The following is a 19,534-nucleotide window of genomic DNA, read 5'->3' on the forward strand; positions in this document are numbered from 1 at the left end:
AAGCCGATTTTGTCGATTTTTTGCGCTTCGCGCAATTGCGATATGCCCCGGACTTCCGTAACAATAGGCAACTGCAACAACAAAATGAAATTCATCATGGATGCCAAAGGCGTTATTCCGGTCAATCAGACTCTCTCACGCTCTCTGTCGGGACAAGTCTCCCGCACCATCGGTGAGCGTATTCTTGAGGGAGTTCTGCAGCCCGGTCAGCTTTTGCCTGATGAGGTAAAGCTTTGCGAAGAATTTGGGGTCAGCCGCACCGTCATTCGCGAAGCGGTAAAAATGCTGGTTGCCAAAGGCATGCTAGAGGTGCGCCAACGTATCGGCACCCGCGTCCAGGACATTCGCAACTGGCAGATGCTGGACCGCGACATATTGCTTTGGCATCAGGGCATTCCGGTTGATAATGATCGGATCATGCGCCTGCTGGAGCTGCGCCAGTCCATTGAACCGGACGCCGCGCGCTACGCCGCTGAACGCCGGACCGAGGCGGATCTGGAAAACATCTTCAACGCACTCGACCGGATGGCCAAAAATCTGGATGAAAGCAATGAGTATGTGATTGCCGACGCGCAGTTTCATATCGCCATTCTCAGAGCCGCGCATAACCCCTATTTGGATTCTCTTGAGAATGCGATTTTCGCAGGTTTGATGCTGTCAATTCGCCTCACAAACCCAGATCGCGACTATAACAAGCGGTCCTTGCCCTTCCACCAGAACATTGCCGAAGTCATTCGCAAACAAGACACCGAAGGTGCCTATATGCGTATGAAAGAGCATCTGGCCGATTCAAATCGTCGCCTGTTGGAGCAAATGTCGTAATCAAGGCCATTGGGAGCTTTGAATGACGTTTTGGTGCCGACTTGGGCTAAAGTACGAAACTGAAATTTTCATCGATAAAATTTCGAAAATCACCACTTTTGCACTTTGTAGATATTGCCGACTTCCTGCTTTCGTTGATAGAATATACTCCTATCAACGATTGTGAGTAGAATGAACGATTTGGCCCCGAACAGCGATTCAACGCAGACCGATACCGAACTCGCCTATGGCAGCATTCGCGACGATATTATTCAGGGTCACTTGCAACCCGGAAGCAAACTGAAAGTGGCCGACCTGCGCGCGCGATATAGCGTTGGCGCCGCCCCCCTGCGCGAAGCGCTGTCGCGTCTGGTCGGGGATCGTTTGGTTGTTCAGCAAACCCAACGCGGTTTCCGTGTCAAAGAAGCCTCCCCTGCCGATGTCGAAGATGTAGGCCGGGTCCGTAATCTGCTGGAATGCGAAGCACTGCGCGAAAGCCTACTGTCTGGCAAAGACGATTGGGAAGCGCGGGTTGTCGCCTCCTATCACCGCCTGACACTTGCCGAGGGGCGCAGCAAATCGCCGGAAAACCTGCGCGAACTGGAATTGCGGAACAATGAATTTCACGAGGCGCTGGTCTCGGCAACGCAATCACGCTGGCTGCTGGAACTGCGCGCGCAGGTCTATCATCACCATGAACGCTATCGCTATTTGTCGCGCACCAAAAAGAACAGCAGTCGCGACACGGCGGCCGAACATGCCGCTATTTACGATGCGGTCATTCGCAGAGATGTCAAAGAAGCTTGTGCATTGACCACGGATCACATCGACCGGACAACCAAATCTGCATCCGAGGCCATGTCCAGCTAACCGCCAGATCAACAAAGCCAAAAGCGGAAGAGGAAGCCCATAGGGCTTCCTCTTTTTGGTTATTTTGGCTTTTGATGGATATGCTGTTCTTCGTGCGGACGCCCATCGATGTAACTGCCCACCGGCAGTTGATACCCCGGATAGGCCAGCGCATCTTCTTCGGCGCGCATCTGGTCAAACAGCTGGTCTTTCAGATCCGCCTTGATCGCGGCATGCTCTGCGCTTTGATGCAAGTTGATGCGTTCACCCGGGTCGGTTTCGAGATCATAGAGCTCTTCGATGTCATGCGGGCTCCAGGCATATTTATAGCGGTCATTGCGAATGCCGCGGAATTTGAACTGCCGCCCCTGATAGGCGTCATAGCCATAGGTGATGTGATCAGCGTCGCTTTTCCAGAAAGACCGGGCCTGTTCTTCGTCCGACAGCAAATCGCCCACTCCGGCCTGATCCAGCAACGCTGGGAAGACATCACGGAAGCTCACATAGTTGTCGCGCACTTCCCCGGCCTTGCCGTTCGGCGTGTGCATGAACATCGGAATGCGCATGACTTCTTCATAGAAGAATGGCCCCTTGTCGAACCAGCCATGCGAGCCGAGCATTTCGCCATGATCGGCAGTAAAGCCCAGAACCGACGTCTGATCCAGACCCAGGTCTTTCATCTTGCGCCAGAACTGACCGAACATGTCATCGATATAGGAACAGAATCCCCAGTAATGCTGCGCAGTTTTGCGCCAATCTTGCTGGGTCAGACCACGGGTGTCCTGACAGGGCCAATAATGCGCAGACTGCGCGTGCGGCTTATCGGTTTCAGTGAACTGCGGAATGTAGTTGTCCGGCATGTAGTCTTCGGGCAGATCATCATAGAGATCGACCCATTTCTGCGGCACATTGTGCGGGAAATGCGGGCCATGCAGGGACACGATCAGGCAGAACGGCTTGTCCGATTTCGCGTAGCGTTCCAGACGTTCGATGCCGATCATCGCGCGCTGTTCATCCGCCGGGATGCCATCCAGAACGGTGCCGTAAAACGGGTTCAGGCGATCTTCGGCAAACTCAAGGTCATCCACCGAGGCAACAAGGGCGTTGTCGCCGCCATCGCTCAGCGGGGCATCCGTGATCCCGCGATCAATCAGCGTGCCTTTGCCCAGGTGCCACTTGCCGATAAAGCTGACGTCATAGCCCGCAGCCATCAGCCGCTCCATATAGGTGGGGTGACTTGGGTGCAATTTGCCCTCTGGATAGAAAGACCCCCCAGAGACGTTGTCCATGGTGCCGTTCTGATGCGGAAGTTTGCCGGTAAAGAGGCTGCCCCGCGCGGGCGTGCACAGCGGCACCGAGGTGAAGGCATTGGTGAAATTGGTGGCTTCTTGCTTGAACGCCTGCAAATTTGGCAGTTTCGCAGGGTTCCCCGGCTGGTTCAAAGTATCCCACCGCCACTGGTCAGTGAGGAATAATATTATGTTTTGCTTTTTCATCAGAACGTTTCTCTTTTCTCTTCGCGTGTGTGCCACCAGCAAGGGTAATACGTGAGTGTTACTGGACGTGATCGCGTTCGAACCACCAGATGGCGATCCCGCTTCCGACAATCAGCAACCCACCGATGTAAAAGCCGACCCCCAGAACGTCACCGAAAAAGAGGACGGACAAAACACTCGCGAAGATCGCTTGCCCATATAGGAACGGAGCCAGAATTGACGCGCTTGCGTAGCTCAGCCCCGTCTGCAACAAAACCTGTCCCGCCGACCCCAAAGATGCCAAACATACGGTGATGAGGAACTCATTCAGGCTCATGGCGGACCATACGAAGGGTTGTATAGGCAAAAGGGCCAAACTTGCAAGAATTGGCAATGAAATAAAGGCTGTTTTCGCTTCTTCAGGGCCTGAAAGTCGCCGGCTGAGCAGGATAAATGTCGCCATACAGAGCGCCGCGGCGAGCGGCAGGAAAACGGCAAAGGACATCGCGTCAAATATCGGTCCAATCACCGCCGTGACGCCCACGAAACCCAAGACAACCGAGACCACCCGCCGGGGCCCGATTCGTTCTTTCAGCACCAGCACAGAGAGCACCGTGACCAGAACAGGCCCGAGAAACATCAGCACCGTTGCCTCAGCCAAAGACATGACTTGAAACGCGCTATAGAGCAAAAGCGTCAAGGTGATCAAAGCTGCGGCCCGCGCCATGTGCAGTTTGGGCGCCTTAGTTTTGAATATCTTGGGACCATGCAGGATCAGCAAGATCGAGGTGACGATAACCGCATGGAGCGTGTGGCGCAGCCAGGCGATCTGAAACACCGAATTCTCGGCAACCAATAGTTTTACCAAAGCGTCCTGGGACGCCAGAAAGGCCCCTGAAATCGTGACCAAAAAAATCCCAAAAGCCAATTTGGCTTTTGGGGAAGTTTGAACTGCGGTGTCCATTCGTTTCGTTTCGAACTCCGCTTAGTGTTTGGTGACGGTAAAGGCCGTACCCAGACGTTGACCGGTTTCTTTGTCAAAAACATGCAGCGGGCCGTTTGGTGTCACATGCATCGTGTCCCCATAGCGGCCCGACACACGCTCTTTGAAGAGGCAGGTCACAGGCTTGCCTTCGATATGGCCCGCCACCTGGGTTTCAACGCCTGTCGGCTCGGTCACAGAAACATCCAGCTTCAGCCCCGTGTCGCCGATTGCGAAATCATAGGGACGCATGCCAACCACAATCTCTTTGCCGGTGGGCAACCAGTCATAGGACTGAGTGGCGATCTCGGGGAAAGACCCGATCTTAAGACCGCTTTCTGTCACCGTCGCCTCCATCAGATTCATCGAGGGCGAACCGATAAAGGCTGCGACAAACAGATTCTGCGGCTCATCATAGAGTTCAAGCGGCGTGCCCACCTGCTCTACATGGCCCTCGCTCATCACCACAATCTTGTCGGCCATTGTCATGGCTTCGATCTGGTCGTGGGTCACGTAAACCGCCGTGGTGCCAAGGCGCTGATGCAGGGCCTTGATTTCGGCGCGCATGGACACACGCAGCTTGGCATCCAGGTTGGACAGCGGTTCGTCAAACAGGAAGACCTTGGGGTTGCGCACAATCGCGCGGCCCATGGCGACGCGCTGGCGCTGACCGCCCGACAGCTCACGCGGGTAACGATCAAGGTAGTTTTCAAGGTTCAGAATGCGCGCGGCTTCCTCAACCTTTGTCTTGATCTCGTCCTTGGGTGCCCCCGCGAGCTGCATCGAAAACGACATGTTATCAGCCACTTTCATATGCGGATAGAGCGCGTAGTTCTGAAACACCATGGCGATGTCCCGCGCCTTGGGTTGCAGGTCGTTCACCACGCGGCCGGCGATATGAATTTCGCCGCCGGTGATGTCTTCGAGACCGGCGATCATCCGCAGCAAAGTGGTTTTACCACAGCCGGACGGACCGACCAGCGCAACAAATTCGCCATCGTTGATTTCAAAATCGATGCCTTTCAGCGCGCGCACCGCCCCATAGTTTTTGTAGATATCTTTGATCGCTACATGTGCCATTTTTGTACTCCTTTGAGCTGATCCAGGCTTAGCCCTTCACAGACCCCATGGTCATCCCGCGGATGAATTGTTTTTGGAAGATGAGGAAGACAGCCAGTGTCGGGATCGCTGCGATCACCGCGCCGGACGCTACCATGTTATAGGCGATTTCATATTCACCTTGGAAAGACAGGATGCCTACGGTGACTGGCTTTTTGCCGGTCCCCTGTGTCAGCACGAGGCCCCACAGCAGGTCATTCCAGATCCAGGTGAATTCAAGCACCACCAGCGCCGAAATTGCAGGACGCGCGATGGGTGCATAGACCCGCCGGAAAATCGTCCACTCATTCGCGCCGTCAATGCGGGCCGCTTCGCGCAATTCGCCCGGCACCGTGTTGAAGAAGTTCGTCATGATCAACACAGCAAAGGGAATGTGACGCATGATGTGCACAATGATCTGGGCAATGAACGTGTCGTGCAGCCCAATTTCACTGATCAGGCGAAACACCGGGATCAGCTGCGTGTGAATGGGCACGAAGCTCAGCGAAACAATCACCAGGAACATCCAGAGACGCCCTTGAAAGCGCAACCTGCTCAGCGCGTAGCCCGCCATGGTCGCCACCAGCAACGTTCCTGCAACCGATGGCAGGGTGATGATGGTCGAGGCCTTCAGGAAAGGCAGCATCTTGATGAAAGCGATTTGCAGGTTTTCCCACTCATAGCTCGACGGCAAGGCCCAGGAGCCATTGGTGGTGATATCTTCGATCGTGCGGATCGAGGTCAGCAAGGACCCAAAGATCGGCATGAAGAAGATCGCAGCCAAGAGCAGCAGCAGGCCAATTTGACCTGAGCGCACCACAGGCTCTTCAAAGCGTTCAAACATGCTCCCACGGTCGGGTTCGGACCCGGACGCAGACAGTGTATTGGTATCAATCTGTGTCATCGGACCTTAGCTCCACTCTCGTTCCATGGCCTTGGCCATGCGTCTGACATAAGGAACAACCATTGTGGCGGTCATGATCGTCACAACAACACCGATGGCGGCGCCGTAGCCGAATTTGTAGTTCCAGAAGGTTTCCATATACATGCGGTAGCCGACGACTTCGGTCATGCCAAAGGGGCCGCCGCGTGTCATGGTCAGCACGATTTCGGTCGCCAAAAGCGCCTGAATCAGAGCGGAAGACACCGCGATGGTATTGGCCGGCTTCAGCAGCGGCAGCGTGATGCGGAAAAAGACCTGACGACGGGTTGCGCCATCCACTTTGGCCGCTTCGATCAATTCCTGCGGAATGGCCGAAAGACCTGCCAGATAGATCACGGTGGCAAACGCCGTCTGACGCCAGGCCGCTGCAGCGATCACCGAAAAATTGCCTGCATGTGGACCAAGCCATTCGACAATCAGCACATCGAGCCCAAGCCCGATCAACAACTGGTCAAGCAGGCCGACATCAGGCTCGTAAATCCAGGCCCAGATGACCCCGACAATGGCAAACGACAGCGCCAGCGGCAGGAAAAACACGGTTTTGATGATGCTCGCCCCCCAGAAGGTGCGTTTCACCAAAAGCGCGATGATCACGGCAAGGGTATTTGGAATGACAAGGAAACAAGCGACCCAGATACCTGTATTCTTTAGAGAATTCAGGAAATATTCATCCTGAAAGAGCTCAATATAGTTTGTGAGACCAACAAAGTTTCCGGCACCTGCAACACCGACCTGATCCGTCATACTGATGTAAAACGTCTGCAAGATCGGAATGGCTCCGAAAAATCCGTAGATCACGATGGCTGGCATCAAAAACAGCCAAGGCGTGTACCGGGCGTTCAATGTCCTACTCCTCGATTAAGTAATGCGGGTGGAGCTCCTGCGCTCCTGTCCCTGATGATCATGCGCTCCGATGCGATATCCCGCATCGGAGCATTTCAAAGCCGATGGGCTATGGATTAGCCGCCGAAAACTTCAAGGCGACGTTCTTCCAGACGTTCCAGAACCTGCATGTACTGATCTGGGAACACGAGGAAGCGCGGGAATTCGCGTTTCGCGATTTCGGTCACGCCTGGGTGTGTCGCCAACTCCAGGTTCTGGTGGAACGGTGCGTCCAGCATATCATAGAACTTGTTGATTGTCGGCTGGATCGACGCCGGTTCATAGAGATCCACCGGGATGGAATTGTTTGCTGTCGGGCGCTGTGCCTGAATAGCAAACTCGCGCTGCGCATCAGCAGAGCTGATACATTTCAGCATCTCAACAGCGTTTTCGGTATTGGCACCGGCACCCGAGGCCGCCCAACCTTCAACCGCACCTTCAACCGCCGCAGGGATTGCTGGATCGATTGTCGGGAAGTTGAAAACACCAAAGTCTTCGTCAGGTGTCCAGCCAGACCGGATGAAGTTACCAGCAGTCCATGGCCCCATAATTTCCATGGCCGCTTCGCCGTTCAGCAGCTTGGTCGCCATTTCGCGCCAGCCCAGGCTGGAGAAGCCATCGTCAAAATAATCCTTTTCGATCAGGTCAGCCCATTTTTCCATGGCTTCGATGACTTTGGGATCCAGATAGCTTTCCGTACCGGACATCAGCCCATTGCGGAAATCAGAGCCTGCAACCCGCAGGATCATATAGTCAAACCAGAACAGTGGCTCCCAACCGGACTTTGCGCCCAGCACGAATGGAGTGACGCCCGCCCCTTTGAGGGTCTCAGCCACATTCATCAGCTCGTCCCAGGTCTGTGGTTCAGACAAGCCATGCTCTGCAAAGAGGGCTTTGTTGTACCAGAAAACGTTGGGCTGGAAGGTGGTTGGAATGACGTAGACATTGCCATCAGGTTCGGTCGAAGTGGCCTGAATACCTGCTGGGTAGTTGCCTTTGATCTCTTCCCAGGCCTCATTCATGTTCTTGATTTTGCCGGTTGCCGCTTGGAATTGTGCGCGACCGCCAGCCCAAAGTGCATAGATGTCCGGCGGAGTGGAGCTGGACAGCTGAACAGGCAACTGAACTTCGTATTGTTCAGGCGGAGAAAAATTCTCGACAATAGTGATGTCAAGCTTCTCGGCGCAGACATTCCACATGTCCATGCGCGGTTTGCGGGCTGCTTCAGCGGCCGACCGGTGGAACAGGTGTACCTCCCCTTCCGCACTCGCGATGTCAGCCGCGAAGACACCTGGCAAAGCAAGCAGAGCCGCCGCGGTGGTATTCAGTAGTTTTGACATACTATCCTCCCTAGGATTGATATTAATATATTTGTCGGCGTTATTTTACTTTACCGATATTTTTTAAAATGTAGTGTTATGCTGAAATCCAGTCAAGAGTTACCTTGTCTGGTTTGAATCCAAGACTGCGATCTTGGTTCAACCCCTTAAAATTAAGACAAAATCCCTGTGAACGCTGGGTAAGTCGCACCGAAATGAGGATCATAATATGAATATGCGAGTGAATGAATCGATTCACGTCAGCCCTTTTTCCAAGCTAAAACGACTGGATTCTGACGCAGTTCGGTGGACCGACGGCTTCTGGGCGCAAAAACTGACAACAGTGAAAAATGATTCGTTGCCCAGTGTGCTTGCGGCACTGAACGACAAAAGCAACGCCACCTATTTCCCGAACTTCAAGAACGCGGGCAGCGGAACGGGCGCGTTCGTTGGCGTCGATTGGAGCGATGGCGACTGTTACAAATCGCTCGAAACCATGATCCTGTTTCTGGATCTCGAATATGATGCCGCGCTGGACGCGCAGATCGATGGCATGATTTCTGAAATTGCATCGGCGCAAGAAGACGATGGGTATATCTGTACGCAAATCACACTGACAGGTCGTCCGCGCTGGACAAATATCCACGACCACGAGCTTTACAATTTCGGGCATTTGCTGACCGTCGGCGTGTTGCATCACCAAGTCACCAAGAAAACCAGCCTGCTGAATGTGGCGTTGCGCGCTGCGGACTATCTCTATGACACCTTCAGCACCCGCGACCCCGAACTTTCGGCATTCTGCTTTAACCCTTCGCAGATCATGGGGCTGGTCGAACTTTATCGCGAAACCGGAGAACAGCGGTATCTGGAGCTCGCCAAGATTTACATCGACAACCGCGGCTCCAACCCGAAAAATCCGCGCTCGGATCTGGACCAGACGCAAGACCGCGTGCCGGTGCGCGCCGAAACCGAAGCGGTGGGCCACGCCGTCACCGGCCCCTACCTTTGGGCCGGCGCAGCCGATCTGGTGATGGAGACCAACGAACAAGAGCTGCTGGATGCCATCACCCGCATCTGGGAGGACAGCACCTATCGAAAAATGTACATCACCGGCGGCATTGGCGCATTGCACAAGGGGATCGCTGAGCGATCCAACCCCGATTACGAAGAAATCAGCGAAGCCTATGGCCGCCCTTTTCAGCTGCCCAATGACTCAGCCTACAATGAAACCTGCGCCAATATCTCTAACGCTATGTGGAGCTGGCGGTTGCTGCAGCTGACCGGGGATGCGCGTTATGCCGATGTGATGGAGCGGGTGCTATTTAACTCTGCGCTGTCGGCCCTGTCGCTGGATGGTGAGCAGTTCACCTATACCAATCCACTGCGGTTCAACGGCAAAGACCATATGCTGATCTCCAACGACTCGCCGGTGCGCTGGAAAACCTGGCGCTGCTATTGCTGTCCACCGCAGATCACACGCACCATCGCGGGCCTGCATCGCTGGACCTACTCCACCGGCGAAAACGCCGTCTGGGTCCATCTTTATGGTGCCAACACGATCAACACGGACATCAACGGCGCAAAGCTGTCGATGACTCAAAGTTCCAATTACCCATGGGGTGGTGACATACGTTTTGAGGTGGAGGCGGCCCCGGAGGGTGAGCTGACCATTCACCTGCGCATCCCCGGCTGGACGCCCACCGCGTCTTTGACCGTGAATGGCGATGCCATCGGCGTGCCTGTCGGCAGCCCGAACTATGTGGCCGTCACACGCACATGGTCGGCGGGCGATGTGATTGAACTGTCGTTTGACACCTCTCCGCAGGTTCTGACCGCGCGCCCCGAAGTCGAAGAGGCCCGCAGCCAGGCTGCCGTCATTTGTGGCCCCTTGGTCTATTGCCTGGAGGGCGCGGACCTGCCGGACGGCACCTCGATTGACGATGTGGTATTGCGGTCCGACACGCAGTTTGAGGTACAGCCGGGCGTTGGCCTGTTTGAAGGGTTGAGGGTTCTCTCAACGGATCTGCAGCTGCGCTCGTCCTGGACCAGCCACGAGCTATACGCGCCGCTGGCCAAACTGCCCGCAGCAACGGTCAAGGCCACGCTCATCCCCTACTTTGCCTGGAACAACCGGCCGGACAACACCATGTCGGTCTGGCTGCCGCTGCAATACGGCTAAACAAAAAAAGCCCGCGCCTATCTGGCGCGGGCTTTCTATTTAAGAACGTCTAATTGCGGTTCAATTAAGGCCGTACAGGTCGGCAAAGGGATCGTCATCCCTGTCATCGCACCATTTGTATTCGCACCAATTTGCAACTTTCTCAGCAACTTCTTGACCGCATACGGAAGCTGTGAATCCTAGGGCCATATCGATGCCCGCTGATACACCCGACGATGTGAAAAAACGACCATCTTCCACCCATCGGGCCCGGCTCACCCAGCGCACATTGGGCCCCTGCTCTTCCACCCACTGGAATGCGCCTTTGTTGGTGGTTGCCCGGCGACCATCCAAAATACCGGCCTTTGCCAGAAGCGCGCTGCCGGTACAAACACTCAGGATGTATGCGGCGTCAGCAGAAACGCTTTGAAGCCAATCCATCATGACGGGATTATCAACCTCTCGCCTCGTACCAATCCCACCCGGGATCAACAAAACGTCAAATGCCGTCGCATCTTCAAATGAAGTATCAACAAATGCAGATGGTGCCTGTTTGCTTGGGATCGCGCCGTGCCTTTCAGCAACAAGATGGGTCTCAAAATTTTGAGGCAACATCCCAAAGATCTGCAATGGCCCAAAAAGGTCCAGCAATTCAAATCCCGGGAAGACCACTGCCCCAATTTTCAGCATACAATCCGCCCCTCTGAAAACGATGGGAACCAAATTAGTTGCGCGATACTTCGCTCCGTACTGTATCGACCGCCTTGGTCAGCAAGGCCGTATCGACCCCGGCCGCGACAAATGTATAGCCCCAGCTGAGATAGCGATTGGCATCCACACTTGTCCCCGCGAGGATACCGCTCGCCTTGCCAATGGCGTTCAGACGTGCGGCGGCGCTTTTCAAAACAGCTTGCATCTCTGTCGCGCCCGGGTTGCCCAGGTGCCCAAAGGAGGCGCTGAGATCGGAGGGCCCAATGAACACCCCGTCAACGCCCTCCACCCCGGCGATCTCTTCCAATTGATCCAGCGCCTCTTTGGTTTCCACCTGCAAAACGACCGCAATCTGATCATTGGCTTCCTGCAAATACGTCGTGCGCCGCCCGTAGCCAGACGCGCGCGTCGCCCCGGCGACGCCGCGAATGCCATCCGGCGGATAGCGACAGGCGCGCACAGCCGCGCGCGCCTCCTCGGCGGATTGTACAAAGGGCACAAACACGGTCTGAGCCCCAATATCCAACACCTGCTTGATCAGAACCGGGTCATTCCACGCAACGCGCACGGCCGCCTGACTGTCACTATGGGCAGCGCTGCGCAACAGCTCTGCCGCCGCCGGGATCGTGATGGGTGAATGTTCGGTGTCAAACAGCAGCCAGTCAAACCCTGCGCCTGCGATCAACTCGGCCACCACCGGCGAGGAGAGCGACGACCAAAGGCCAACCTGGGTCTGCTGCGCAGCCAAGGCGGCCTTAAATCGGTTCGTTGGAACTGAGGCGCTCATTCGAAGTTGACCGAAACAACCCCGGCAGGGCCGAAGTCCGCCAGCAAAAGATCCCCCGGATCTGCCCAAACCGGGCGCGTGAATGACCCAGAGAGGATCATATGCCCCGCCTCCATGCCGACGCCGAAGGTCGCAAGTTTGTTGGCCAGCCAGGCCACGGCATTGGCCGGATGTTTCATCACACCCGCCGCAATGCCCGTTTCTTCCAGATCGTCGTTGCGGAAGAACAAAGACCCCACCCATTTGAGATCCAGTTCCTCCGGTTTGAAGCGGGTGTCGCCCAGCACCAACCCTGCCGCCGCGCCATTGTCGGCGACGGTGTCAAAGATCAGCCGCGGTTCCAGAACGCGCGCGTCAATGATTTCGATCGACGGGATCACACATTCGGTTGCGTCCAGAATATCCTGCAAGCCCAGATCAGGGCCGCGCAGTGGTTTTTTCAGCACGAAAGTCAGCTCTGGCTCGACGCGCGGCACACAGAAATCTGCATGTTTCACCGTCGCCCCATTGCTGATCAGCATGCTTTCGAACACATGCCCATAGTCCGGTTCATCAATCTTGGAAGATTGCTGCATCGCACGGGATGTCAGGCCCACCTTATGCCCAATCAAGCGATCCCCCGAGTCGCCGCGCTGCTGCGCCACTGTCTGGGAAATCGAATAGGCATCTTCGATACAGATGTCCGGAAATTGCTGAGATAGTTGAACGGCTTGCTGCTTTGTCCGTTCAGCTTTTTGTAACGTTTCTACCGCGGCGTCGCGCTGCATCTGGGAAAGCATGAATTTATCCTTTTTGTCGATATTATTATTAACAATCGAGAAAATAGGATGTCAACGATATATTACAAATCCCGACGGGCTGATGAAAACGCGGGCAATAACGCGCGTTTTGAAGCGGCAGCCCGCGGCGCGTTTCCGCGACGACGAATCAAAAAACCGGCCCGCAGATGCAGGCCGGTTTTGTCAGTTTTCAGGTTAGGTCAGCTTTAGTGCCAGCCAACCCGCTCCGCGCAGGGGATCTGATCCTGTTTCCGCGCACGGATCATATCCATATGCTCTTTGCGGATCGCTGCGCTGCCGGGATCATCAAACAGGTTGATCATTTCATCCGGATCTTCCTGCATGTCATAAAGTTCCCCGGTGTCGGTGCGCGTATCAACAGACATGCGATAGCGCTGGCTGCGCACGGTCATCAGATCCATGTCAACGGCGCTGCGCTTGGCATCCACCTCATATTCTGACAGCGCAAAATCGCGCGTTTCAGAACCATCAAAGAGGCCTTTCCAGGATGTCCCGTTGTCGTCTTCGGCCTCAAGGCCGCAGAGATCAGCAAGTGTCGAGCGGATATCAACTGTACACACCGGATCATCAACAACCTTGCCGACGCTGACGCCGGGGCCGCTGACAATGCAAGGCACCCGCAGCAAGCCATCATAGAGCATCGGGCCTTTCAGCAGCAGGCCATGATCACCCAGCCATTCACCATGGTCGGAGATGAAGACAATAATGGTGTTGTCCAATTCACCCTTGGCCTCAAGCGCGTCCAGAATGCGGCCCACCTGCGCGTCCACTGCGGTGATCATCCCAAAATAGATGGCGGTGAGTTCGCGCAGCGCCTCTTCGCTCATGTCGCCGCGAATGCCCCAGTCTTTGCCGCCTGCGCTATGTTCTGCGCCCTGCTTGATTTTTTCGCGGCTGTCGATGAATGCCTTGTGCCACCAGGGGCGGTTTTCAAGATCAAGCTCAATGTGCTTGGCAATCGTCACCTCTTCGGGGTCATACATATCGCACCATGGTTTCGGCGCGAGGAAGGGCGGATGCGGATCAGGGAAAGAGACCCAGGCGAAAATGGGCTTGTCCTGCCGTTCGTTGACCATTTCCACTGCGCGGTCGCCGATCCAGGGGGAGGAATGCCATTCTTCATCCAAAGCCGAGCGCCATGTCTGATGGTTCAACGTCTCTGGTGCCAGCGGCTCCTTGGCCAGATCCCAACGCGCCTTGCCCTGCCCGTCCTGATCAAGCCAGTTTTCATAGTGCAGCGTTTCCGGTGCCTCGTACCATTTGGTGTGGTGGTGTGGCCGCAGCATCATCTGCACATTGTTGAAATGAAAATAGCTGCCGCGCCAGTTTGGGGAAAAATCTTTGGCGCTTGTGTAGCATTCGGGGCGGCCTGTCGGCTCAAAGGTCTGCTGGCTGGACAGATGCGCCTTGCCAATGAAATGCGTGTCATAGCCGGCGGCCCCGAACAGCCCGGCCAGCCCTTGCGCCCCAAAACTGTAGTCCAGATCGCGGCCATTGTCGCGCACGCCATGCGAGTACGGCAGCTTGCCCGTCAAGATTGATGCCCGCGCGGCCTGACACATCGGGTGCGGGGTGATGCACTTGGAGAACCGCACCCCATTTTGCGCGATTCGGTCGATGTTCGGCGTACGCACGCCGCGGCCCTCAGGGCCGATACAATCCCCGCGTTGCTGATCAGTTGAGATCAGAATGACATTAGGTTGATTCTTCATTTTTGTCTCCGAAGTGCCCCGCTCATATACGGGAGCTATCCCGCGAAAGCGTTTCTTGAACTTTATTGCGCGCAGAATCGCGCATGCGAATCGGTCCCCGTTTTTCGTTACATGCCGCGACTGCAAGGCAAGTAGCTGAAAATCCAAGAGATAAATCTTACCTCTAAATGGCTGCGGAACTCATCACATCAATAAATCGTACATTATTTTATTTTTTATATGTACGAAATAAATTTTTCATGTAACGTAATATGAAACAGAGGAGGACAAAATGCAAATTTTGAAACAACTAAAACTGACGACAGTCGCGGCCCTGGCATTAACCACGGCAACGATTGCAAGCGCTGAAACCATCGTATTGGACGTGGTTGCTTGGAAAGGAAACGAGGCACAACCTGCGGGTTTCCCCGAGTTGCTGGCCAAGTTCGAAGCTGAGAACCCAGACATCGATGTCGAGCTGACCTATGTCGCGCGTAAAGATGTCGACAAACTCATTCCGCCACGCCTGCAAGCGGGCACCCCACCAGATGTCACAATGGTTGACCCATCCCTGAACAAGCTTTGGGGCGATGCAGGCTTTCTGCAGGATCTTGGTCAAGATTCCGAATGGTACGGCAATCTGAAAGACTCCGTAAAATCCATCCTGGCACGCGGTGACGAAATCAACATCATGCCGCTGGAAGTCATTGGCATGGGCAACTTTGTCAACATGGGCATCCTGCGTGAGCATGGCATCGAAAACCCGCCGCTGACACTCGACGAAGTCGTCGCAGTATGTAAGGCGCTGGAAGGCACCGACATCAACCCGATGATCTTTGCTGGTGGCTTCCCAGCAATGCTGTGGGTTGGCGCAAACGGCATGGCGGTTGATGGCCCTGCCCGTGGCGAATACAGCACTGGCGAGCGCAAGTTTGTCGATGATGAGCTGTTCAACGCCTCGCTGAACTCTGTGCGTACGCTGGTGGATGAGGGTTGTTTTGACCCGAAACTGCAAGCGGGTCTGGACCCATGGTCCACCGCGCTGGAAGAATTCAAATCCGGCCGCTCGGCGATGCTGCCGCAGGGCGCATGGAATATCGGTCAATTCTCCCGCGTTGAAGGCCTGGATTTTGTTTTCGCACCGATGCCTTCGGTCAACTCCGAGGTTGGTATGGCGCTGGATCTTGTTGGCCCAGGTTGGGCAATCCCACGTGACTCCAGCCAGCCTGAAGCGGCAGCAAAGTTCATCGAATTCTTCACCAAAGAAGAAAACCTGTCGGTCTTCCTGGATGCGGAAGGGGCCTACAGCCCATTTGTTGACGCAGCTGACGTAATGCCAGAACTGGCCGCCTCATATGGTGCGGCACGCGAGCAGGACAGCTTGATCCTCTGGCCTTTCTCTACGCTCGAATTCAGCAAAACACTCCAGCGTGAGTGGGAAGAAAGCCTGACAGGCTTCCTGCTGAACCTCGACGAAGACAACGCTGAAACCCTGCAGCGTTGGGACGATACGGTCGAAGACGACCTTTGATCGTAGACTGAGAAGCAGCGCCGGCCCCCTCCTTCCTCCCCGGCTGGCGCTGCTTCGCATTCCCCATTTGCGGAAGACATAGCAATGCGTGCAAAAAACTCCCTTTATCTTTTTACGGTTCCAGCCCTCATCGTGTTGGCCGTTTTTTTCGTTTACCCGATCTATCTGACCTTCGACATGAGCCTGACGAACTTCAAAGGCATCGGCGAAGCAAAAGACGTCGGCTGGCGGAATTATGAACGAATCTTCACGCGCAGCCGCTATGTCGACGCCGTCAAAATCACACTGATTTATACGGTTCTGGTTGTTGTCCTGCAGAATATCTCGGCGCTGTTCTTCGCCGCGATCCTACACCGGATGCCCTTGATCCGAAACTTCAGCCGCGCCGCGCTCTATACGCCTGCCATGATGTCTTTTGTCGTCATTGGCTATGTGTGGCAGTTCCTTTATTCGCCCATCAATGGCGGTATCAACGTCGCGCTGCGTGACCTTGGCCTTGAATCCTTTGCGCTGAATTGGCTTGGCGATCCGAATTTGGCCCTGTTTGCAGTCGCATTTGTGCAGATCTGGATGTTCACCGGCTTTACGGCCGCGATCTATCTCGCGGGCTTTGCTGGCCTGCCCTCTGAGCTTGAAGAAGCCGCGATTCTGGAAGGTGCCAGTTCCTGGCAGCGCTTCCGCTACATCGAAATTCCGCTCCTGCGACCAAGCATTACGGTTGCGGTGATGCTGACCACCATCGGGACGCTGCGTACCTTTGAATTGCCGTTTATCTTGACCAGAGGTGGGCCGGATGGCGCGACGCGCGTCCTGTCGATCGAGATTATTGATAACCTCTTTGGTCAGTACAAATTCGGGTTCGCCTCTGCGCTCTCGATCGTGATGCTGGTGCTGGTTCTGACCGTCGCCTTCATCCAAAACAAAGTTCTGCGCGATGCGGAGAAAGTAACATGAGCATGACAGATCAGACGACGACTGCCCCATCGGCGCGTAAGAAAATCGACCCAAATCTGGTGCGCAAACGCGCCCGGATGATCATCAGCCACGGATTGGTACTGTTGCTGGTGTTCATCATGGTGATGCCACTGATTTATATGGTCATGATGTCGTTCAAAACGGCGACCGAAATCTCACAAGATCCGCTTGGCCTGCCGGGCAGCTTGTACCTGGACAACTACATCAGGGCCTTGTCCTCGATGGGCTATGTCCGCTCGGTGATCAATTCTCTTGGCATTACCATTTCGGTCATCGTGCTTGTGGTTCTGATTGGCTCCCTGGCCGCTTACCCGCTCGCACGTATCGAAAGTCGCACAAGCCGGATTATCGTCATGATCATGGCACTGGGTCTGGCGACCCCCAATTTTGTGACGATCACGCCGATCTATGTGATTTTCCGCGATTTGGGCCTGCTGGACACCTATCTGGGCATTGTCTTGGCCTTTACCGCGCTGAAGTTGCCCTTGGCGGTGTTCTTTTACACCGGGTTCATCGCAGCCCTGCCCCGAGAAATGGAAGAGGCGGCGCGTCTGGATGGGTGCTCAAACCTGCAGATCTTCTGGTATGTCATCCGCCCCTTGCTGACACCCGTCACAGCCACGCTGGCGCTCTTCGTGATGCTGATGGTGTGGAACGACTTTACCTATCCGCTGCTGCTGCTGACGGATAAAGACAAATTCACTGTGATGATCGCCGTCTATCGCTTTGTCGGTGCGACAGGGATTGATCCGACCATGCTGTTCCCAGCTGCGGTTCTAGGGTCCCTGCCCTTGCTGGCACTCTTCATTGTATTCCAGCGTCGCATTGTGGGCGGCGCGACCGCAGGAGCTGTTAAATAATGTCGCAACTGAAAGACAAAGTTGTCATCGTCACAGGTGCAGGGGCTGGTATTGGTCTTGGTATTCTTCGCCAGGTGATTGCCGCCGGGGCCACCGGTGTCGGTTTTGATGTCAATCCCGCTGCCGAAGCCAAGGTGACAGCCGAAGGCGGCCACTTTCTGCAGGTGGATGTCGCGGATCTGGACGCCCTGGAGCGCGCCATTCAAATCACCCGCGAAACCCACGGCCGCATTGATGGTCTGGTCAACAACGCGGGCGTGACAATCAATGTGCCCTTCCTTGAGATGACACGCGATCAGATGGAAACCATCTGGACCATCAATCACCGCTCGATTTTGGCCGCGTCGCAAATGGTCTCAAAAATTATGGTGGCCGATGGGACAGCTGGCGCAATTGTACAGATCAGTTCCAACCACAGCCGGTGCTCAAACCCGGGGTTCGAAGCCTATGCAGGCTCCAAAGGGGCGATTAACGCCATGACCCGCGCCATGGGTTGGTCGCTTGGCAAACATGGCATTCGCGTCAATGCGCTGTGCCCGGGCCTTTCAAAGACCGAAATTGTTCTGGACGCTATGCAGGACGCGGACAATGCAGAAATGTTCAATTCCTGGCACGCGGACAAGCAAGTGAACACCGTCGAAGATGTCGGCAATCTTGCTGTTTTTCTGTTGTCTGACCTGTCGGCATCCATTACTGGCACTGAAATCATCGCCGACCGCGGGATGTCATCACTGCTCGGCGTGCGTGATGCACGCATTCGCCGATAAGTCGCTTTTTTTCTGAAGCAATTGGCAAGTTAGAGCCCGGGCAGATGTTGGCCGGGCTTTTTATCGTGGCCGCAATCGGTACACAGTTTTTATATTTTTGTGTATTTGGTGTTTTATTTGGTGTATAAAAACGCACTTATCATTGACAGTTTGGCCCTTTGAATAGACGATCAGAATATGAATGCAGCTAATACATCACTGAATATTTCGGCCGGTCGCGACAGCTCTGATAGCGCGAACACGTCTAAGTCTATTTACGAGAAAGTGCGCCATGAAATTTTGGCCGGGCGTCTCAAAGCGAATGAGCGACTGAAGATCAGTGAGCTTGCAAAGCGGTACGGCAGTTCAACAAACCCGGTGCGCGAAGCGTTGCAGCAGCTGCGCGGCGAAGGCTTGGTTTTGTTCGTGGCCAATCAAGGTGCCCGTGTGCGCGCCATTGATATGGATTTCGTGCGTGATGTGTCCGAGGTTGGATTGCAGCTTGAGCCCTATCTTGTGCGCTGGTTCGTTGAAACCGCCACCCAAGACGATATCGATGCGCTCGAAGCAATTCAGACCGAAATCGAAACCCTAAACTTCACGGACAAAGAAAAGCATTCCATCCTCAACGAGGAATTTCACCAGCGTATGTATGTAAGCCATTACAATCGTGTGGCTTACAAACTTTGGAAGCAGCATCGTGAAATCCTGTCGTCGATCTCCACGCGGATTCCGATTGCGATTGGCCGCCGCGAGGCCATTCTGAATGAGCACCGGCAGATCATCGAAGCGATCCGCAGCCAAGATCCGGGCAAAACCGCCAAAGTGCTTTATGCGCATATCGAGGATGCCAGCCGGCACCTTGTCGATCAGCTACGGATCGAAGAAAATCGCAACGCCAGCGACTAACGCGCCCCCCCTGCGAA

At 55.0% G+C, this 19,534-nt stretch carries 18 protein-coding genes; 8 read left to right on the top strand and 10 right to left on the bottom strand.

What is annotated here, in order from left to right:
• Positions 1-84 precede the first annotated feature (84 nt).
• Both N6L24_RS14980 and N6L24_RS14985 read left to right on the top strand, forming a co-directional pair.
• Positions 85-822 (top strand): FadR/GntR family transcriptional regulator, encoded by a 738-nt coding sequence (locus N6L24_RS14980; RefSeq protein WP_271845517.1) that lies wholly within the window; start codon positions 85-87, stop codon positions 820-822.
• A gap of 171 nt (positions 823-993) precedes the next feature.
• Complete coding sequence (locus N6L24_RS14985) at positions 994-1,671, top strand: GntR family transcriptional regulator (protein ID WP_271845518.1); 678 nt, start codon at positions 994-996, stop codon at positions 1,669-1,671.
• 59 nt (positions 1,672-1,730) lie between these two features.
• On the opposite strand, the gene N6L24_RS14990 is transcribed toward N6L24_RS14985, so the two are convergent.
• The 6 genes from N6L24_RS14990 to N6L24_RS15015 form a co-directional block, all read right to left on the bottom strand.
• Positions 1,731-3,146, bottom strand: a complete 1,416-nt coding sequence (locus N6L24_RS14990) for a sulfatase-like hydrolase/transferase (RefSeq protein ID WP_271845519.1) — start codon at positions 3,144-3,146, stop codon at positions 1,731-1,733.
• 58 nt (positions 3,147-3,204) lie between these two features.
• Positions 3,205-4,035, bottom strand: coding sequence for a DMT family transporter (locus tag N6L24_RS14995; protein WP_271845520.1), 831 nt, complete (start codon positions 4,033-4,035; stop codon positions 3,205-3,207).
• A gap of 75 nt (positions 4,036-4,110) precedes the next feature.
• The gene (locus N6L24_RS15000) at positions 4,111-5,187 is read right to left on the bottom strand and encodes an ABC transporter ATP-binding protein (protein WP_271845521.1); all 1,077 of its coding nucleotides are present in this window, start codon (positions 5,185-5,187) and stop codon (positions 4,111-4,113) included.
• A gap of 28 nt (positions 5,188-5,215) precedes the next feature.
• Positions 5,216-6,109: a carbohydrate ABC transporter permease gene (locus N6L24_RS15005; RefSeq protein WP_271845522.1), complete on the bottom strand. Its 894-nt coding sequence runs from the start codon at positions 6,107-6,109 to the stop codon at positions 5,216-5,218.
• A gap of 6 nt (positions 6,110-6,115) precedes the next feature.
• On the bottom strand, positions 6,116-6,991 hold the full coding sequence (locus N6L24_RS15010) for a carbohydrate ABC transporter permease (protein WP_271845523.1): 876 nt from the start codon (positions 6,989-6,991) through the stop codon (positions 6,116-6,118).
• 116 nt (positions 6,992-7,107) lie between these two features.
• Entirely contained in the window at positions 7,108-8,370 is a 1,263-nt protein-coding gene (locus N6L24_RS15015; RefSeq protein WP_271845524.1) for an ABC transporter substrate-binding protein, read from the bottom strand.
• Positions 8,371-8,584: 214 nt separating this feature from the next.
• On the opposite strand from N6L24_RS15015, the gene N6L24_RS15020 reads away from it, so the two are divergent.
• Positions 8,585-10,528: a glycoside hydrolase family 127 protein gene (locus tag N6L24_RS15020; RefSeq protein ID WP_271845552.1), complete on the top strand. Its 1,944-nt coding sequence runs from the start codon at positions 8,585-8,587 to the stop codon at positions 10,526-10,528.
• Between the two features lie 60 nt (positions 10,529-10,588).
• Here N6L24_RS15020 and N6L24_RS15025 read toward each other — a convergent pair whose 3' ends face one another.
• The 4 genes from N6L24_RS15025 to N6L24_RS15040 form a co-directional block, all read right to left on the bottom strand.
• Positions 10,589-11,197 carry a DJ-1/PfpI family protein gene (locus N6L24_RS15025; protein ID WP_271845525.1) on the bottom strand — a complete coding sequence of 203 codons (609 nt, stop codon included), beginning with the start codon at positions 11,195-11,197 and terminating at the stop codon, positions 10,589-10,591.
• A 34-nt stretch (positions 11,198-11,231) separates the two neighbouring features.
• Entirely contained in the window at positions 11,232-12,005 is a 774-nt protein-coding gene (locus N6L24_RS15030) for an HpcH/HpaI aldolase family protein (protein ID WP_271845526.1), read from the bottom strand.
• Entirely contained in the window at positions 12,002-12,784 is a 783-nt protein-coding gene (locus N6L24_RS15035; protein ID WP_271845527.1) for a 2-oxo-hepta-3-ene-1,7-dioic acid hydratase, read from the bottom strand. Before N6L24_RS15035 ends, N6L24_RS15030 begins: the two co-directional genes overlap by 4 nt.
• Before the next feature lie 206 nt (positions 12,785-12,990).
• The gene (locus tag N6L24_RS15040; protein ID WP_271845528.1) at positions 12,991-14,517 is read right to left on the bottom strand and encodes a sulfatase family protein; all 1,527 of its coding nucleotides are present in this window, start codon (positions 14,515-14,517) and stop codon (positions 12,991-12,993) included.
• Between the two features lie 271 nt (positions 14,518-14,788).
• Here N6L24_RS15040 and N6L24_RS15045 point away from each other — a divergent pair, with 271 nt between their 5' ends.
• The 5 genes from N6L24_RS15045 to N6L24_RS15065 all read left to right on the top strand — a co-directional run bounded on the left by N6L24_RS15045 (position 14,789) and on the right by N6L24_RS15065 (position 19,517).
• Positions 14,789-16,027: an ABC transporter substrate-binding protein gene (locus N6L24_RS15045; RefSeq protein WP_271845529.1), complete on the top strand. Its 1,239-nt coding sequence runs from the start codon at positions 14,789-14,791 to the stop codon at positions 16,025-16,027.
• Between the two features lie 84 nt (positions 16,028-16,111).
• A complete protein-coding gene (locus N6L24_RS15050; RefSeq protein ID WP_271845530.1) occupies positions 16,112-16,981 on the top strand; it encodes a carbohydrate ABC transporter permease in 870 nt (289 codons plus the stop codon).
• A complete protein-coding gene (locus N6L24_RS15055; protein WP_271845531.1) occupies positions 16,978-17,862 on the top strand; it encodes a carbohydrate ABC transporter permease in 885 nt (294 codons plus the stop codon). The genes N6L24_RS15050 and N6L24_RS15055 overlap by 4 nt, the downstream gene beginning before the upstream one ends.
• On the top strand, positions 17,862-18,629 hold the full coding sequence (locus N6L24_RS15060) for an SDR family NAD(P)-dependent oxidoreductase (protein ID WP_271845532.1): 768 nt from the start codon (positions 17,862-17,864) through the stop codon (positions 18,627-18,629). The genes N6L24_RS15055 and N6L24_RS15060 overlap by 1 nt, the downstream gene beginning before the upstream one ends.
• Positions 18,630-18,806: 177 nt before the next feature.
• Complete coding sequence (locus tag N6L24_RS15065; protein WP_271845533.1) at positions 18,807-19,517, top strand: GntR family transcriptional regulator; 711 nt, start codon at positions 18,807-18,809, stop codon at positions 19,515-19,517.
• The last annotated feature ends 17 nt before the right edge of the window (positions 19,518-19,534 follow it).

The sequence above is a fragment of the Cognatishimia sp. SS12 genome, from assembly GCF_028369055.1.
In the GTDB taxonomy this organism is placed as follows: domain Bacteria; phylum Pseudomonadota; class Alphaproteobacteria; order Rhodobacterales; family Rhodobacteraceae; genus Cognatishimia.